Below are 16,831 nucleotides of genomic sequence, written 5' to 3' on the forward strand. Positions count from 1 at the left end.
AATCACCGTCCATAGAGTACTATTCCTTCCTATAATACCCCACTTTTTTAGTAGTACTGATTGTAGTACCATGGCAGTATCACTAAAACTGGTACTACTAAAATGGCTAGAACGACAAAACCTCTGACGAATACTGAGGTTAAGCAGGCAAAACCAAAGGATAAGGTTTACACACTGTCTGACGGTGGTGGGCTTCAATTAAGAGTTAAACCCAATGGTTCCAAATTCTGGCTATTTGATTACCACAGGCCATACACAAAACAACGCACTTGTTTAAGTTTTGGTTCATTCCCTGATATTTCACTTGCTGATGCTAGGCACAACCGAGATACCTCAAGGGAGTTGCTTGCAAAGAACATTGACCCCAAAGAATACCGCGATGAAGAAAATCGTATAAATGAGGCCGCTCACAGCAACACACTTGAACACATTGCCGAAAAATGGCTGGAAGTGAAAAAAGCCAACGTCTCAGCTGATCATGCCACCGATACGTGGCGTTCATTAGAGCTGCACATATTCCCTAGCCTTGGCAAAGTCCCTATTCATAAAATTACTGCCATTAAAACTATCGACATAATCAACCCCATAGCCGCTAAAGGCAACTTAGAAACGGTTAAACGCCTATGCCAACGCCTGAATGAAATCATGGTTTATGCAGTAAATACCGGCCTAATAGCTAGCAACCCATTAGCTGGCATCGGCAAAGCCAACCAAAACCCTATTAAGAAACACTTACCGACTCTTAAACCAGAACAACTACCAGCCCTACTAAAAACATTAGCCTTTGCCAGCATCAAAACCACAACCCGATGCGTAATTGAATGGCAACTACACACAATGGTCAGACCGAGTGAAGCCGCAGGTGCTCAATGGAATGAAATAGATTTTGAGAATAACGTCTGGGATATACCTGCCGAACGCATGAAAAGCAAAAAGCCGCATAAAGTGCCCTTATCAGATCAAGCCCTGAACTTGCTTGAATTAATGAAACCCATAAGTTCACACAGCAAATACATCTTTCCATCAAATAGTGACATAAAAAAACACACTAACTCCAGCACAGCCAATATGGCACTGAAGCGCATGGGCTTTGAAAATAAGCTGGTTGCACACGGCTTACGATCTATCGCTAGTACCACCCTTAATGAAGAAGGTTTTGACCCTGATGTTATAGAAGCCGCCCTAGCCCACACCGGCAAAAATGAAGTAAGAAATGCATATAATCGAGCACTTTATTTAGAGCGCCGTAAACCGATGATGCAATGGTGGAGCGATCATATTGAAAAAGCAGCCACCGGCAATATGAGTCTTGCAGGACAAAAAGGCTTAAAAGTAGTAAGCCAGTAATCACAAATTTTGACCCGCATTTAAAGCACTCATTTTTTTAAAAAGAGCTTCCGCTACCTTATTTACATTCGATTCATCCTTATCAATAGGTGAATTTAAATGCTTAATAATTTCAGCCTGCCTGTCTAGCTGCACATCACCATAACTATACAAAGTTGTAAGCACCCCTTCATGCCCTAAATTCTGACTCCATGCTTTGAACTCTTCAGGACTTCTACATAATTTTTGACCCATTTTACCCAAGGTTTTTCTAAAACTATGCGGATTAAAGTAAGGTAAATCAGCAGCAGTGAACGCCTGTTTAAATATTTTTCGTATTGGGGCTGCCGTTTTCCAATTTTCTTTTTTAAAACCTGATGGCTCAAACGTTTTAGAACGGCCTTGAATTACATTGGTTTTAGGAAATAGCGGGTCATCATTACCAAAAAGTAATTCACTTTTAAGATAATTAATCCATTCAATAACAATTTCTTTTACATCTTCACCCACAGGAAAAAAGTAACTAGTAAACGTCTTGCTGAATTTTGTCTTTACTTCCCTAGCATCTTGAAACACGCTATGACTGATTAAATCAATATGCTTTATCTTGAGTGAAGCAATAGCACTATCCCTAACACCAGTTAGCAGCGTAAATGCCATTAAGGCACGATTACGCCTTTCAATATTCGTTGTTAAGGGCATACATTCAATTGTATGCTTTATTTGTTCTACTGTCGGCACAGGCTTTTCATGGCGTGCCATTGCAATACGCGTGTCTTTTTCAGATAAGTTAAAATACTCTGTATCTGTATAGTTAATACGAGACTTATAACCCGACTGCATTGCCAACCATTGAAAGAATATTTTAAGATGCCTTGTTATTGAATGAAGCGTAGCCTTGCTTAATTTATTACCTGTCTGCTTATTATCTTGTTTAGCTAAATACTCTTTAAACCCAATTGCTTGCTGAAAATGAAAGGCCTTAAAGTTCTTATAATTGGTATAATACTCAAACCGACTTATTGCCATTGCAACAGAATCTAAACTAGATTCATCTTGCCGCTTAGCTTGCTTCATAAAAATTAGATAACTGCGTTTTACTCGTTCATTTTCTGGGTTGTGCTTCATCATTGTTTTACCTTAGTTATTCAAGTCACTGTTTAAGAGAGGTTTAAGCCTCTTGTTTATATGCTTTTCCATCCTCGGTAAAATAATGCTTAACTTCCGCATAACCGGACAAACTAATGTATTTATTCATCACACCTTCACAGCATGAACAAAGCGCAATTAGTCGCCCAGTCACATGATTAATTGGCTCGTATTCCACCATGTTTTCAGCCGGTATCTGTGGTGCTTTACAACGCAAGCAATACATCTCATTAGCCTTACACTTTCGTTTATTCTTCTTGTTTTTAGTTTGAATAAATAAACGTAAATCACATCCTAATATCAGCATGGGCTTGTGATTATCGCAAACAGGCAAGCCAGCTTTCACCCATTCACGAACCGTATTTTTATGAACAGAATATAAACTGGCTATTTCTTCAACCGTATAATTACGGTGAATTTTCGCCTTGTTTGGATTGCAGCGTTTAGACATTATTTAACTGTCCTGCTATTACCAATTCTCTGCTCAATCCAGTGATTAATATCTTCTTCTAACCATCCAACAGCCCTATCACCTAAAGATATGGGTAATGGAAATTGTTTTTTAGACATCATTAAATAAATCGTACTTCTGGATAAACCGGTACGTTCTTTAACAGCAGGTAGTCTTAGTATTATGTGTGTCATATTTAAATCTCTTTAACGTTTGCAGGAAACTATGAAAGAAGCTTAATTGTGCATTTTGGGGAGTAACACACGAGAACACCGCACATAAAAATAAAGTGATTAGAATAAAATCAACGAGTTAGTTTTTCTATCGTGTTGAATTACTATTCGGATAATTTATGAAGTTGCGAGAAAACGCTTTAAAAACAATGATTTATTTGGGCGCAAAATTTCCGCCCAACTTTCTTACTTTAAGTGCTTACGAATTGTTTCTGGACTAGCACCTTGAGCAAGGGGCAACTTTGCAATTTGAAGTGAATACCATGTTTTATTTTTTGTAGGATTCTTTCTTTGCAATAATGCATATTCATCCTGCCAATCCTGATGCTTAACCTGAGTTGCAAGCTTCCCAGCCTCACGCTTATCAATTGATGGATCATAAGCTTTAGCCACACTCAAAGGCTTAGTATTAACCAGTTCATCAATACGCAAACGATCAATAACCAGCTCACCATCATCAATAAACAAAAACTCAGTAAGCGGAGTTTTAAATTTATTTATTTCAAGCTCTAATGGCTGATGAGATAAAGAAACCACGCGCCGCCCACCCTTGCTTTTTAACATACCTAAATAGATAGAACTCTGTTCAGGCTTATACTCAATACTACCATCAAAACCCAACAAGCCAGCAATCACCCCCGCTAATTGTTTAAAGCCTGTTTTCCATTGCTGCAAACGCTCTAAAGGAATTTGCACCCTGCCCATTTGGCTTTGCATATCTGGTTCACTGCAAACGATAAAAGCTCGATTGATAGATTCACCCTCACCCACCTTCATTAACACATCCATATAACAATGATGCTCACAGGCATTACATTCAATAGATTGGGCGGATGAAGCAGGCGCAAGAATACCAGACTGAACTAAACATTCTAACGCCCCTGAAGGCCATTGCTGGGCACTATCCCAATCAACCACCACAGGCTCACTGATTGAGCTTATATGATCTAACAATTCCACCAGTACAAAGTTATAGGCCATAAGTGACAACTATCACTCTGCTTTAGGTTCAATACCAGATTCAGCTAGCATTTTACGAATTTTCAAATCACTTCCATCATAATTAAGCGCACATGAATTTGGGTAAGTAATATTAAAAGTTCGCGTTTTAGTACGTTTACCTTCCAATGCATCAAAGGTCACTTTCACTCCCACTTGAGTAATATGATATTTAGGCAATGTAAGCTCACCTAATAAATCATAAACGGCCTTCGAGTTATTTTTCGTATCTGCCTCCAACATAATACGCCGTCTTGAACCCTGTTTAAGGGTGAGCCGCATTCGAGTAACCACCACACTGGAGATACCTTCTACAGCCTCAAGCTTAAACTCAAAATCATTATCATTCAGCGGTGCAAGGTCATACACACGCTGGTCAATAGATCCATCTTTTAAAGCTTCTAATTTAAGTATCGTTTTAGCAAAGTGTCTTTGTAACTCAGGCACGACTTTGGTATTTTTGGGCGCATATATATCCAACGAACCCTCACTTTCACTGTATACAAAAATTATTTCAAAGGCAGGATGATGAGCTAGAGTTTTCAGAGTATTACTAACCCACTCTACCCCAGACTGTGCGAAGTCTTCAGGATAGGCAAAAAAGTACTCTTTATCATTACGCCTGTATGGCTCAACTTTGCAATTTTTACCACGCCCTTGTTGAGAATAAAAGTACTGACTAATAGCCTGAGCAAACGCATCTATGTCCTCATCATCAACATGTGGAGGCAAATTAGGCAAGTCATTGCGCTTTTTCCAGAACGATGGGCTCACATTATCCGCATGAAGAAACATAGAAGCCCCTCGCCAATATGTTGGTTTTTCAAGAAATGCCCACATAACCTTGGAATGGAAGCCATCTATAGCGGCTACAGCCTCCACAAAGCCATCATCATCGTGAAACCTCGACTCATCTATCAAAGCCGCTATGCCTCCCTCACAGGCCAGCGCATTCACATCCTGAAATTCAGCCTCAATTTCGGCTTGTTGATCATCAGGTAGTTGCGTAAAGGCTTTTAAAATCATTTCAGCTTCTGTTTCCTTCAGCCTTGTTAAATCAATCCCTAAATTAATATTTTTAGATGAAAAATAAACCGCTAATTGTGCATTGGGGGTATGTCTAAAAAACTGTAAATGTGAATATTGACCCACTTTAATTTCCCCCTATGGCAAATCATGTGCCAACTCATCTTATTATGCCCTATTAATCAGGACTTTATAGTACTGTCTGGTATTAGGCTCAACTTGATATAAGTCTAGGGCAAATCGCTGAGCAACCCTACAAAGTATTCTAATTCTGTTTGCCCAAGCCTCTTTAAAGATATGTGAAGGTGCTTCAATATAAGTTGAGATAAAATCCTCACAATACTTTTGGGCTCTACATGAACACATGCAATCTTAAGTTTATTTACTGCAGATAGAATTTCTAAGTACCAGATTTAATGACATTATGAACCCTCCGTTGAAAACCACTAATTTTTATGCTTCAGCGCGCTCTAGCTGCTCGAAGGTAAACTATTCATCAATAGGAACAGTGTGAAAATCAATGTAAGCAAATTCATAATACGTATTTTTATTTATTTTAGTCTTATGTGACCTATAGAAAATTTATTATCACCACTAAGCGGCTTGATGGCTAATGATGTTATTAGCATAGATTGCTTTAGTTTCCAGTGATAGTTCCTCAACCCTCCAACCCCTAAGCTTGGGCCAAAGACCTTACATACTGGCATTTCATTTTGTTTTAGTCCAACACATAATTCATACTGATCATTGTTATCAAGAGAAAAATTAATTTCTCGAGTATTGATATTATTAACTACGAAAATAGTTTTATCCTTGATCACTAAATTTCCATCTCTATTCCATGGTATTCCATTAGGTTTATCTTTAAATTTTCTTAAAGAAATTCTTTTAATAAAAGCATTTCTGTCTTCTTTCATGCTGCTGTTAACAGAATCGTTTACAAAAGAGACGTTTATAGTGTAACTACCACTCTTTTTTATATCTAATAAGATATTTTCAAAACCATCTTCAGTGTGTGAGTGAAAACTATGCCTATAAACACGATATTTTCTTTCGTTATCTGTAATAGTTACTACTATTTCAGCGTGTTCAGCATTTTCAAAAGCACCTTTATTTTCAACTTGTAATAGATGAACCCCCGTCTCTAGTTTGTACCCAGGGAGGGTAATTTTTCCATTCCTAAACGTCTGAACTTCACCTTCTTTACCTACAAAGAATTGTTTTCTGGATATTGATTTTTTCTCAAACCCCTTACTGCGTAAAATAAAGGTGCATTCACTATAAGTCCATTTATCAATATTTGCATAGACAATTCTAGGTGAATGCAGATTTGAAACATAATTATTATCTGCTACGAAAAGAGCCAAGTACGAATCACTACCGAATAGGAGACTAGTAGGCAGGCTATATGATCTCACATTGTCTTCTGCATCAAGTAGAAAATAATACCCAGCCTTATGTGGATTACTAATTCGAGTGCTCATCACACTGTGATTCTCTCGTATGTATTTACTAGTTTTATGAATTACACAACCGTCAACGTTTTCTAAACCTACAAAGCTTTCAAATGGAAATATTTTTCCCACAAAAGACACTCCAGGATCAGAAAAAATGGATAACCCCTGCTCTTTCATATAACTATGAAGTCGAGCTCGCTCTTTCAGTCCTTCTGTCGAGCTTGATGGGCCCAGCCTTCTCTCTGAACCCGGTACCAAAGCATAAAGCGGCATTTCAAGTCTCTCTAGATAGAAATGCTTTGATGGATATTTGTCATTAACTAATGGGCCATCAAGTACTGAATATAGCGCTAGAAGAGAAATCATAAAGATAGAAAAGTATTTATTCTTATTGTTTGAAAACTCACTCCACTTTGTCAAATTAACATAGCTAAACAATAAAACGCCCAATGAGAGCATAGTCGAATATGTAGTGTACCGAGTAACAGGAAAATCAATTTTATGATTGCTATAACGAAGAAGAACAGCTGATGCAACACAAGACACACTAAACAGAATGATATAAGCAGCAAAACGATGTAACTTAGTTATATCAACTTTGCATCTAACTATAAGATTCACCATATACCCTATATAATAAAGCTCGATTACAGCGAATAGTATAGAGAGGCTCCCTGCTGCACCTTTGGAGGCCCCAAGCGACATAAATAAGAAATGTACCTGCCCCCCGAGAAGAAATAAAAAGTTATATACTGCACTGGCAATATTCACTGACCCACCAGATTTACTAGAGAGTAAGAGCCCTGCCTGAAAATACAGATAAAACCCTGATAACACCACCAACAGAAGGCCAGAAAGAATTACTGATAAATATCGTTTTCTATAGCTAGCCTCAATAAAAAAAACAAAAATAACGGAAAGAAACACCTCCAGAGAGAGAAAACCTATTATGGAAGCGACTACAAAGAATAAGGCATTAAAGGCGTATCTTGTGTCGAATCTATTATGTAAGAGACCTTCTGACGTCAAGGCAATAATACTTATAGATAATAACGTGTATGTAGATAAAACTTCCACAACAGGGTATGCAAACGTCACGGAGTTTGACATGCCAAGCCATATATTGGCACCAATAATCGCAATAGTTGTAGACGTTAGTTTTGATTTATGATGTTTATAAATTATTCTCCAAAGAAATATAAAAAATATTCCTGTTGAAAAAAAATTAATTGCGTGGAAAAACTTGAGGTTTCCATCTGCCCATAATGTATCAAGGTAAAATAGAACGTTTGGTATAACAAACGTATGAACACCATGAAAGATATAACTTTCTAAAGGAGCATCTGTTCGCAACTTTTCGAAGAAACGCCATGCATCATAATGTATTAAGTACTCAGTTTGGTAATGGGTATAGTGCAAGAACGAGAGCGACACAATAAAAATCACTATTGATACAAATAGAATTGTATACACATAGTTCGTTCTAATGAATTTAAACGACATTCTCTTCCCTTTAAAGCTTTAATTTTCTGAATATTATTTCTGGAATATTTCTAATAATGAACATAATATACCTCCAGAAATATGGTGTATAAATTTCATGTTTGTGATTATCAACCGCTTCCACTATTACTTTTGCAATCATTGCAGGCTTTGCCCAAAGAATTCCTTTTTTGAATTCTGCGGTCATCGGTGTGTCGATAAAACCCGGCTTGATATCGAGCACATTCACACCTGACTTATGCAACCTATTTCTGAGTCCTTGCAAGAACACTGAAACCATGCCTTTAGCTGCACCATAGACGTAATTGGATTGCCTTCCACGATCACCTGCAACACTGGTAATAACAGCAATAACTCCGCATTTTTGTAACTCGAGCTTATTGGTAATATGCGTTAATAGCGAGATGGTGCTAATGGCATTAGTATTGAGTTCTAACAACGTCATGTTAAAATTATTTTCACAAGCCTTCTGGTCTGGTAATGTCCCATGGGCAATCAACACGATATCAACCTTCCCAAAAGTCTTAAAAACTGTGTTAATAATGTTTTCATGAGCTTCGAAATCATTAACATCAAGCTGGCCATAATCAATAGATGATGCTCCTCGGATCTTCAGATCTTCAGCTATGGTAATTAGCCGCTCTTGATTACGAGCAAACAGATAAAGCTTGTCACCTCTCTGAGCATAAATTCTTGCAGTAGCTTCAGCAATAGCTGAAGTTGCACCGATAATTAATATGTTTTGCATTGTCTAAAGCCCTAAGCGCTGTGATTGAAGTGAATGAAATACCTGGTCCGCACCATATTGTTTTCTGACTTCCATAAATTCATTCCACTGTGGGTAGCTCTGTTTAAATGTCTCCTCAGACATACGAGAGTCTTTTGTCAGATATACACGGCCGCCAAATTCTAGAACGATCTTGTCCAGTTCATCCAGTAGTGGAAGTAAGCCCTCATCGAACTTGAAGTCAAGAGCCAGGGTGTAACCTTCTAGTGGGAATGAAAGAAAATTATCATTGCCTTTTCCGAATGCCTTCAGTACGGCCAAAAAGGAGCCTCGTTTCGATTCTGCAATACGCTTAAGTACCGAAGTCATCCCAGCTAAACCGGCTTCTTTAGGGAGCACAAACTGATACTGGATGAATCCATTCTTACCGTACATTCTGTTCCACTGGTGGATACCATCTAGGGGGTAGAAGAATGATTCAAAGTGAGCAAACCGTTCTGAACGCTGTTTAGTTACCCGATGATAATAAAAGGTATTAAATGCCTGAATAGTGTACTGGTTCAGCAGGATACTTGGCATGTCTACAGGAACAGTGAGTTTTCCGATTTTACCCGCTTTGAGGCCACCTTTTTCTGCATGCTCTCCCAGCATAACTAATGACCGTCCAAGCGACTTGCCTGTAGCCAAACAGTCAATCCAAGCTACAGAATAGGTTGAGTTCTGATGCGCATCGAAAAGATTCAAGGCCTCTTCTAGGTTTTGGGCCTTGATAGTTGTTTCATTAATGTAACTGCTCTGTATTGGCTTTAGCTTAAGGGTGGCTTCAAGTACAATGCCGGTTAGCCCCATCCCTCCACAAGTCGCACGAAATAAATCAGGGTGCAGCTCTCGTGTGCACTCAACGATGCCATCAGAGACTGTAGCAATTTTCATAGTACTTATATATTCAGAAAAACTACCTTCTATGTGATGATTTTTACCATGTACATCACTGGCTATAGCCCCGCCTACAGTAACGAATTTCGTGCCAGGAGTGACAGATAGAAACCATCCTTTAGGTATGAAAACATTCAAAATATCTGCCAGGCTCACACCCGCAGAGCAGGTTAAAAGCCCCGCTGCCTCATCAAATTTGAGAAAGTGATCCAGATACACTGTACTAATTACATGATGTGCTAACGAGCTGTCACCATAGCTCCTGCCCAACCCTCGGGCAATCAGTGGCCTTTGTGAATTGTCAGAGAGGCTCTTCAGAAGTGCTTTTGTGCTTGAGGGTTTAATGACCTCCGAGTCAATCTCAGGGTACTTTCCCCATCCAGTTAATTCCATTTAAGTCCCTTGTGTTACAAATACAAATCGTTTGTCGAGTTGATATTTAATGTAATATCCAATCGCAAGACCTATTATTCCGCCGGTATACCGCATCTCCTTCGATTGGAATAAATAATCGAATCCGAACTCAAATCCCCAGAAAACTACAGTTGTAATAATCCCCATTACTGTATACAGGACGAATGTATGGGTATCGTGTGCAACATTTTTAACCTGGAATTGGAAAATATACTTTTTATCTAAAATATATTTCACAATGAGGCCAACAGCAGTGCCAGCGAGAACCGAAACAAAGACAGAGTAGAGTCCATCGTATAACCTGATACTAATGTCTTGGCTGCCTATATTCGCTACAGTAGCGACAACAGCAAAAATCGTGTAATTTATGAGTAGTCTCATGTTAATATCATAAGTTATTGTTTTTTTGGGAAATTAATTGAATGAATTCTACATCAGTCTCACCTGAGAATAAATCTGTTTTGCTTGGATTGATCAAGCTAATGCGACCCAAGCAGTGGATCAAAAATGGTTTTGTCCTAGCTCCTCTGGTGTTTTCAGGTCAATTTACTGACATCATCTCAATCGCAGATTCTCTCTTGGCCATGTTTCTTTTTAGCATGGCATCCTCTGCCACCTATATCATAAACGACTATCACGACATAGAGCATGACTGTAAGCATCCGGTAAAATCCAAGAAACGTCCTTTGGCATCAGGACTGGTTTCAAAGTCTCAAGCACTAGTATTGTTATGCATCCTTTACGGAGTTCTTACCTGGGGTTATTTTCAGCAACCTACTGTTTTATTGGTCATCCTGGCCTATTTAGGCCTCAATTTGGCGTACACATTCTTTTTGAAGCATCAACCAGTTATCGATATTTTTACCATTGCGATAGGTTTTGTACTCAGGGTTTATGCTGGCGCTATGGCCCTATCAGTCCCTGTATCCTCATGGATGTTCGTAACCACCCTATGCCTGGCATTGTTCCTTGCATCCGTCAAGCGTAGACAGGAACTAATGCAGAGCGGCACTGAAGGTCGTAAAGTCCTAGAACATTATTCAGTCTCACTAATTGACCGCTACGCGGAGATTTCGGCAACAGGCGCATTGTTGTTTTACAGCTTGTTTGTAATGACAGCTCGTCCTGAGATGGTCACCACTATCCCCTTCGTTCTTTATGGATTGTTCCGCTACTGGTTTATAGTTGAGTCGCAAGATGGTGGAGAGTCACCCACAGATGCACTGCTTTCAGACTGGCAGTTGATGGTTACGGTGATAATTTGGGTTAGTGTCAGTGCCTGGGCTATATTACCTAAAGGAGTTTAATACATGGATTTTGGATATGCAGTAACCCCTTTTATCGCATGGTTAGTGGCCGGTTCGACAAAATTTGTAGTCAACAGCATCAAAGCTGGTCAACTGGCCTTTGGCCAGATTGGCTATGGCGGTCTACCGAGTAATCACAGTGCTATTGTGAGTAGCGCAGCCGCGCTCATTGCTATCAGGGAGGGATTTAATCACCCTGCATTTACCGTAGCGATAGCACTGGCATTTGTTGTCATGCTGGATGCCAATAGCCTCCGCCGACAAGTTGGAAGACATGCCGAAGCTATCAACAGCTTGAACACTGGAGGACAGAAAAAACCGTTACGAGAACGAATGGGACATACACACTTAGAAATTGGTGCAGGGATTATGGTTGGTGTCCTAACCGCCTGGGCTGTTGATCAGTTCTTTAGTTTCATTTCATGAAACAGCTTAATGCCACAACAATGGAACAACCACTAGTAAACCAGTCAAATATACCCCTTAAGAAGATATCAATATCTATTGTCTTTGCATTATGCACCTATCTTGCGATGGGGATATTGACCGAGTTTGATTCTGTGCTTCAGGCAATCCAATCGATATCCATCCCCCTATATGCTGTATTGATAGGGCTATCTTTGACTAGTTACTTGACTAGATTTTTCCGCTGGTTGATTTTCTTGCGCCCAATCCAACCAGATATATCAATATGCAATCACGCTCTTATCTATTTTGCTGGCTTTGCTCTGACAACAACACCAGGAAAGGTCGGAGAAACACTTCGAAGCCTGTATCTGTACCCTTTAGGAATTAGTTATTCTAATAGTTTAGCTGCTTTCTTTTCTGAAAGACTTCTAGACGTTCTTGCTGTTTCAGCTCTGGCAATGCTCACGATAGGGGCAATTACCTCAACTGAGAACTGGCTCATCACCGTTGCATTTCTTTTTATTGCGCTGTTCTTTTTGGTTCGATCGAGAAAACTTACAGGCTTATTTATGTATCAGAGTAAAAAAAAACTAAGCGTACTGACCAGCGAATTTCAAAGTAAAGTCAGTCATTTTCTATCAAACCGATCGATTTTTACAGCATTTCCTCTAAGTGTATTTGCATGGACATGCCAAGGGGTTTCATTAGTCCTAATTGTTGACAGCTTCGGATTTGACGCCAGTCCATTTGTGATTATTGGCATCTACTGCCTGAGTATTCTTGCTGGTGCTGCCTCATTCATTCCTGGCGGGATTGGAGCAACTGAAGCTGCTATTGCATTCCTGCTCTCGGGTCTCGGCATGGACCCAGCTCAAGCCGTTGCCGCTTCAATAGTTAGTCGTTTAGTAACACTTTGGCTTGCGATAGCCATTGGTTTGCTTTCATTAGTAATATATACAGCAAGGCAGTCTAGGCACGTCACTGAAGTTATTAAAAATTTGTGAAAACATACTCTGAACAACATAATTTCTACGTTTTCATTCTACCTTGTCACAGTTTACTATCCCTCCCCTGAAAATTGGAGTATTCAAAACCTGAGCAATACTAGAATGGAGTCAATATACTAAGAAGATAGTAAATGGCTGACCAAAGCTGGATATAAACTAAAAACAGAAACCCAAACAACCCAAAAACCTCGATTGAGTAGTAATGACTTTTGTTTTTAGTAGTATTGTTAGCAGTACCAGTCTGTAGGATCAACATTTAAAAACTGTTAAATCAATCGGTTAGGTACTCGGTTCAATTCCCCCCACCCCACCAATACAAAAGGCCCCCTGATTTTTAGGGGGCCTTTTTTATGCACAGGATGTGCGGTATCTTAAAAATGCAGGAGCAATTTTTAACGGTATTGGTGGAGATGGGCTGATGAGAGCTCCGATAGTTCGAAAAAAACGTCTGGAACGTTTTTCAACAGAGTCAAGCTTCATGACTCTGGCCCCGAAGGGGTGAAACACAGGGATGTGTTTCATATTCTCCCCTCCAGTACAACAAAATAGTCGTTACCCTAAAACACCCTGATTTTTAGGGAGCCTTTTTTATTACCTAAAATCAGCCAGTTTACTACACACCTCATTCATTTCGATTCATTATACTCCATTGGCAACCAAGCCAGATGCTCCGCTATGTCGCTTCTACCAGATGAGTAGAATGCGGCTTTTCCAGACATATAAATTATTTAAGACTTTTTTCTAGCAAAACCCGACAGTGCAATTAAACCAGACCCAAACAACCATACAGCAGCAGGAACCGGTACAGCTGAAACACTGACAGAACCAGCCACATAATTATGATCAATAAGACTGCCACCACTTGCCCAGGGATTAAAAGCAAACTCAGATAAGGTAAGATCTGTAGTACCAGCTCCCACGGCTTCAAACATCACTGACGCCACTGAGAAATTTCCACTTACAGTTGACCAGGCATTTACATAAATAGAATTTACTGTCCCAACATTATTATCAATTGTTCCCGTATTAATACCACCTGAACCAAAATCCCATAAATTTTCATCAACTGAAACAGATAAGACATTCAGAACATTTGAGTCAAAAGAAATATTAACGCCGCCTCCATCAACATTCGTTAAAAAATCTGTGCCTATAATATCCAGAGTAAAGACACTGTTCAGATCAGAAGTATAATCCACCGAATCCCACGTTATTGTTGCAGCATGTAAATGCTGAACAAAGAATATTGAAGCGATAACAACTGCTTTCTTAAATGTTTTTTTCATAACTTACTACCTAACACCTTTCATAGGGATAACGTGAACATTTGCATTATCAAAATTAACAATGACTTTATTTCCATCACTTGAAAATGGATTAACAGATGATTCTTCTATAGTTATTACACTTTTACCTGCCTGTAATGCAGTGAATGTGACCGTAGCAATCAGAGCATCACCCAAAACACCTTTATAACTACTAAATAACACATCAGAAACAATACCATCTGTATTTTTAATTCTTCCCGGAGTACTGACAAAATTCCATGACTCAGTATTAACATTTATTTCATCCACTCGAATCACAGCAGAATCAAATTTCAATGTCACGCCACCACCTTCCGACAAAGGAAAATCTGACATCAGTATATCCAGTACAAAAACATTACCTGCACGTAATTTAATTTTTGATTCATTAAATGAAACTCCTGGCGCAGCCATAGCAGGTGACACCAGAACAAAAAAGAGCAACGCTAAAATTACTTTATTTATTAATTTTTTCATCATATATCCTTATTCAACTAATCCAGATGGACCTGGTCTTGTAAAAAACAGTCGCTTAAAGATACCAAGATCTAACGAGTTAACGATCTGATCACCATTAAAGTCTGCTGGTAAATTACCAAAGGTAAAGAAGGCAGATTTAAATAAACCCAAATCAAGTGAGTTCACTCGACCATCGTTATTTAAATCGCCATCACATATATTTCCGTATCCATCTCGATCAGTATCTAGCTGATTCGGATTAGAGACTTCGATGCAATTATCTTCGTTATCCGCAATACCATCATTGTCCGTATCAAAGAAACTAACACCAGCATTAGCAAACAAGTTAAAGTTGATGTTCCAACCGGTCAATCCACCTTCAACCATCTTCACACCTGCAATACCATCACCATCATTATCCGTAGAAACTAAACGCCATTCAGTTTCTACATCTGGTACACCTGACCATGGGTAAGGGCCATAATTACCCCCCGCCCATAATGTAGCGGGTGCATTGGTTGTGAATGTCGCATTAATATCATAAACATTTACTACATCCACATTATAAGAGTCACCCCAGTCAAACAGCATGTGCGCACCAACCTGCCCCTGCGCAACGGTCATGCTTAACATCGGCCCACCACTGCAACTTGTTACACCAGTTTCTATTTGAGCAACCGTACAACTGGTATCAAAACTATACGTCCCAGGGCCAAACATTCTTGCGTGATGCACTGTCCAGTTATTAAAGAAATAAGCTGTTTCAGATGAGATAATTAAATTATTGAAATCGGTACTTGTCATAACGGTTGTGGTTAAGCCATTCCATTGAGCCACAACATCATTCGTACCACTAGCACTATCACCTAAATCATCCAGCATGGTGAAGTTACTATCTGCCTCAACAATATTGAGATTAAAATTAATGCTCGAACCAATAAGCAGACCATCAACCATAGGCACACCGGCTATACCATCACCATCGTTATCAGTCGATGCTAAGCGCCAGATTGTTTCAGCAACAGGTGAGCCAGACCATGGATATGGACCATAATTACCCTCCATCCATAAACTGCCTGCTGAGTTTGTGGTGAACACTGAATTAACATCATATACATTAACAACATCAGTATTTAACGAGCCATTCCAGTCAAACAACATGTGTGCACCAACCTGTCCAGCACCTACTGTCATGGTTAACATTGGACCACCACTGCAAGTGGTAACGCCTGCTTCCAATTCAGCAACGCTACAGCTAGTATCAAAATTATAAGTACCTGGACCAAATATACGAACGTGATGGATACTCCAGCTCATGCCATAGAATGGTGTATCCGATGAAACCGTCATATTACTGAAATTAGTATCTGCCACATTCGTTGTGGTTACACCATTCCAACTAACAGCAACATCATTAGCACCGCCATTGGCATTGGTGCCATCCGCATTTAATACAGTTAGGTTACTACCTTTGAAAACATTATTTGCTACAGCTTCAATGATCACTGTAACTGTCGCAGTATTAGAATCTGCATAACCATCATTAACACTATAAGTAAATGAATCCTCACCTGTAAATCCGGTATTAGGCGTATAAGTCATTACACCACTAGTCAGATCAATGCTCGCCGCACCATTAATGGCATTAGACATTACTGAATACGTCAACGCATCAGCATCTGAATCAGAAGCGCTCAAGAATTCATTTAAAACAGAATCAACATTCATCGTAAACACATCATCATTTGCAACAGGTATACGATTCACTTTTATAGAGAAAGCCGTCAATGACGACGATGCAGGTGTTGTATCATTATCAGTTACGGTAATCACAATGTTTGTGGTTGTGCCAGCATCTGCAATAGTAGGGATACCACTCAATTCACCTGTAGTCTCATCAAAAATAGACCATGTTGGTGCACCGGTAATACTGAATGTAAGCACATCATTTACATCGGCATCGGTTGCTGTTGGGGTAAATAGGTAACTATCACCTACATTAACTACAGCATCTGGAATACCACCGATAACAGGTGTGCTGTTAACAAATACAGAACTTGATAACCACCCAGCATAATTAACAAAGCCTAAACCAGCATCACTATTATTATCATAAATAAAA

General features: G+C 39.3%; 15 protein-coding genes and 1 pseudogene. 4 read left to right on the plus strand and 12 right to left on the minus strand.

Annotated features, from left to right (window positions below; translation table 11 throughout):
• Window positions 1–102: 102 nt before the first annotated feature.
• Window positions 103–1,347 carry an integrase gene (locus DIZ80_17400; protein RDH80798.1) on the plus strand — a complete coding sequence of 415 codons (1,245 nt, stop codon included), beginning with the start codon at window positions 103–105 and terminating at the stop codon, window positions 1,345–1,347.
• Here the strand turns inward: DIZ80_17400 and DIZ80_17405 are convergent, their stop codons facing one another.
• The 9 genes and pseudogenes from DIZ80_17405 to DIZ80_17445 all read right to left on the minus strand — a co-directional run bounded on the left by DIZ80_17405 (window position 1,348) and on the right by DIZ80_17445 (window position 10,602).
• The gene (locus DIZ80_17405) at window positions 1,348–2,457 is read right to left on the minus strand and encodes a recombinase XerC (protein ID RDH80799.1); all 1,110 of its coding nucleotides are present in this window, start codon (window positions 2,455–2,457) and stop codon (window positions 1,348–1,350) included.
• Between the two features lie 9 nt (window positions 2,458–2,466).
• Window positions 2,467–2,926, minus strand: a pseudogene (locus DIZ80_17410) (DNA-binding protein).
• Window positions 2,926–3,120, minus strand: a complete 195-nt coding sequence (locus DIZ80_17415) for an AlpA family transcriptional regulator (GenBank protein ID RDH80800.1) — start codon at window positions 3,118–3,120, stop codon at window positions 2,926–2,928. The pseudogene DIZ80_17410 and the gene DIZ80_17415 overlap by 1 nt, the downstream one beginning before the upstream one ends.
• Window positions 3,121–3,345: 225 nt before the next feature.
• Window positions 3,346–4,140, minus strand: coding sequence for a hypothetical protein (locus tag DIZ80_17420; protein ID RDH80801.1), 795 nt, complete (start codon window positions 4,138–4,140; stop codon window positions 3,346–3,348).
• 12 nt (window positions 4,141–4,152) lie between these two features.
• Window positions 4,153–5,310: a hypothetical protein gene (locus tag DIZ80_17425; GenBank protein RDH80802.1), complete on the minus strand. Its 1,158-nt coding sequence runs from the start codon at window positions 5,308–5,310 to the stop codon at window positions 4,153–4,155.
• Between the two features lie 425 nt (window positions 5,311–5,735).
• Entirely contained in the window at window positions 5,736–8,144 is a 2,409-nt protein-coding gene (locus DIZ80_17430) for a hypothetical protein (GenBank protein ID RDH80803.1), read from the minus strand.
• Window positions 8,145–8,154: 10 nt separating this feature from the next.
• Window positions 8,155–8,892 (minus strand): short-chain dehydrogenase, encoded by a 738-nt coding sequence (locus tag DIZ80_17435; GenBank protein ID RDH80804.1) that lies wholly within the window; start codon window positions 8,890–8,892, stop codon window positions 8,155–8,157.
• A gap of 3 nt (window positions 8,893–8,895) precedes the next feature.
• Window positions 8,896–10,200, minus strand: a complete 1,305-nt coding sequence (locus DIZ80_17440; GenBank protein RDH80805.1) for an FAD-linked oxidase — start codon at window positions 10,198–10,200, stop codon at window positions 8,896–8,898.
• Window positions 10,201–10,602 (minus strand): hypothetical protein, encoded by a 402-nt coding sequence (locus DIZ80_17445; protein RDH80806.1) that lies wholly within the window; start codon window positions 10,600–10,602, stop codon window positions 10,201–10,203.
• Window positions 10,603–10,643: 41 nt separating this feature from the next.
• On the opposite strand from DIZ80_17445, the gene DIZ80_17450 reads away from it, so the two are divergent.
• The 3 genes from DIZ80_17450 to DIZ80_17460 are packed head-to-tail and all read left to right on the plus strand — an operon-like array spanning window position 10,644 to window position 12,940.
• Window positions 10,644–11,528 (plus strand): decaprenyl-phosphate phosphoribosyltransferase, encoded by an 885-nt coding sequence (locus DIZ80_17450; GenBank protein RDH80807.1) that lies wholly within the window; start codon window positions 10,644–10,646, stop codon window positions 11,526–11,528.
• Between the two features lie 3 nt (window positions 11,529–11,531).
• Complete coding sequence (locus tag DIZ80_17455; GenBank protein RDH80808.1) at window positions 11,532–11,954, plus strand: acid phosphatase; 423 nt, start codon at window positions 11,532–11,534, stop codon at window positions 11,952–11,954.
• Window positions 11,951–12,940 (plus strand): hypothetical protein, encoded by a 990-nt coding sequence (locus tag DIZ80_17460; protein RDH80809.1) that lies wholly within the window; start codon window positions 11,951–11,953, stop codon window positions 12,938–12,940. Before DIZ80_17455 ends, DIZ80_17460 begins: the two co-directional genes overlap by 4 nt.
• 731 nt (window positions 12,941–13,671) lie before the next feature.
• Here the strand turns inward: DIZ80_17460 and DIZ80_17465 are convergent.
• The 3 genes from DIZ80_17465 to DIZ80_17475 form a co-directional block, all read right to left on the minus strand.
• Window positions 13,672–14,229: a hypothetical protein gene (locus DIZ80_17465; protein RDH80810.1), complete on the minus strand. Its 558-nt coding sequence runs from the start codon at window positions 14,227–14,229 to the stop codon at window positions 13,672–13,674.
• 6 nt (window positions 14,230–14,235) lie between these two features.
• Window positions 14,236–14,727: a hypothetical protein gene (locus tag DIZ80_17470; GenBank protein RDH80811.1), complete on the minus strand. Its 492-nt coding sequence runs from the start codon at window positions 14,725–14,727 to the stop codon at window positions 14,236–14,238.
• A gap of 9 nt (window positions 14,728–14,736) precedes the next feature.
• Window positions 14,737–16,831, minus strand: a 2,095-nt coding sequence (locus DIZ80_17475) for a hypothetical protein (GenBank protein RDH80812.1), incomplete at its 5' end; no start/stop codon positions are given.

The organism is endosymbiont of Galathealinum brachiosum (assembly GCA_003349885.1).
GTDB lineage: Bacteria > Pseudomonadota > Gammaproteobacteria > SZUA-229 > SZUA-229 > SZUA-229.

Excerpts from the sequence above, each read along its gene's own strand:
- DIZ80_17400 (RDH80798.1), top strand. The coding sequence starts at position 103 with ATGGCTAGAACGACAAAACCTCTGACGAATACTGAGGTTAAGCAGGCA.
- DIZ80_17405 (RDH80799.1), bottom strand. The coding sequence starts at position 2,457 with ATGATGAAGCACAACCCAGAAAATGAACGAGTAAAACGCAGTTATCTA.
- DIZ80_17415 (RDH80800.1), bottom strand. The coding sequence starts at position 3,120 with ATGACACACATAATACTAAGACTACCTGCTGTTAAAGAACGTACCGGT.
- DIZ80_17420 (RDH80801.1), bottom strand. The coding sequence starts at position 4,140 with ATGGCCTATAACTTTGTACTGGTGGAATTGTTAGATCATATAAGCTCA.
- DIZ80_17430 (RDH80803.1), bottom strand. The coding sequence starts at position 8,144 with ATGTCGTTTAAATTCATTAGAACGAACTATGTGTATACAATTCTATTT.
- DIZ80_17435 (RDH80804.1), bottom strand. The coding sequence starts at position 8,892 with ATGCAAAACATATTAATTATCGGTGCAACTTCAGCTATTGCTGAAGCT.
- DIZ80_17440 (RDH80805.1), bottom strand. The coding sequence starts at position 10,200 with ATGGAATTAACTGGATGGGGAAAGTACCCTGAGATTGACTCGGAGGTC.
- DIZ80_17445 (RDH80806.1), bottom strand. The coding sequence starts at position 10,602 with ATGAGACTACTCATAAATTACACGATTTTTGCTGTTGTCGCTACTGTA.
- DIZ80_17450 (RDH80807.1), top strand. The coding sequence starts at position 10,644 with ATGAATTCTACATCAGTCTCACCTGAGAATAAATCTGTTTTGCTTGGA.
- DIZ80_17455 (RDH80808.1), top strand. The coding sequence starts at position 11,532 with ATGGATTTTGGATATGCAGTAACCCCTTTTATCGCATGGTTAGTGGCC.
- DIZ80_17460 (RDH80809.1), top strand. The coding sequence starts at position 11,951 with ATGAAACAGCTTAATGCCACAACAATGGAACAACCACTAGTAAACCAG.
- DIZ80_17465 (RDH80810.1), bottom strand. The coding sequence starts at position 14,229 with ATGAAAAAAACATTTAAGAAAGCAGTTGTTATCGCTTCAATATTCTTT.
- DIZ80_17470 (RDH80811.1), bottom strand. The coding sequence starts at position 14,727 with ATGAAAAAATTAATAAATAAAGTAATTTTAGCGTTGCTCTTTTTTGTT.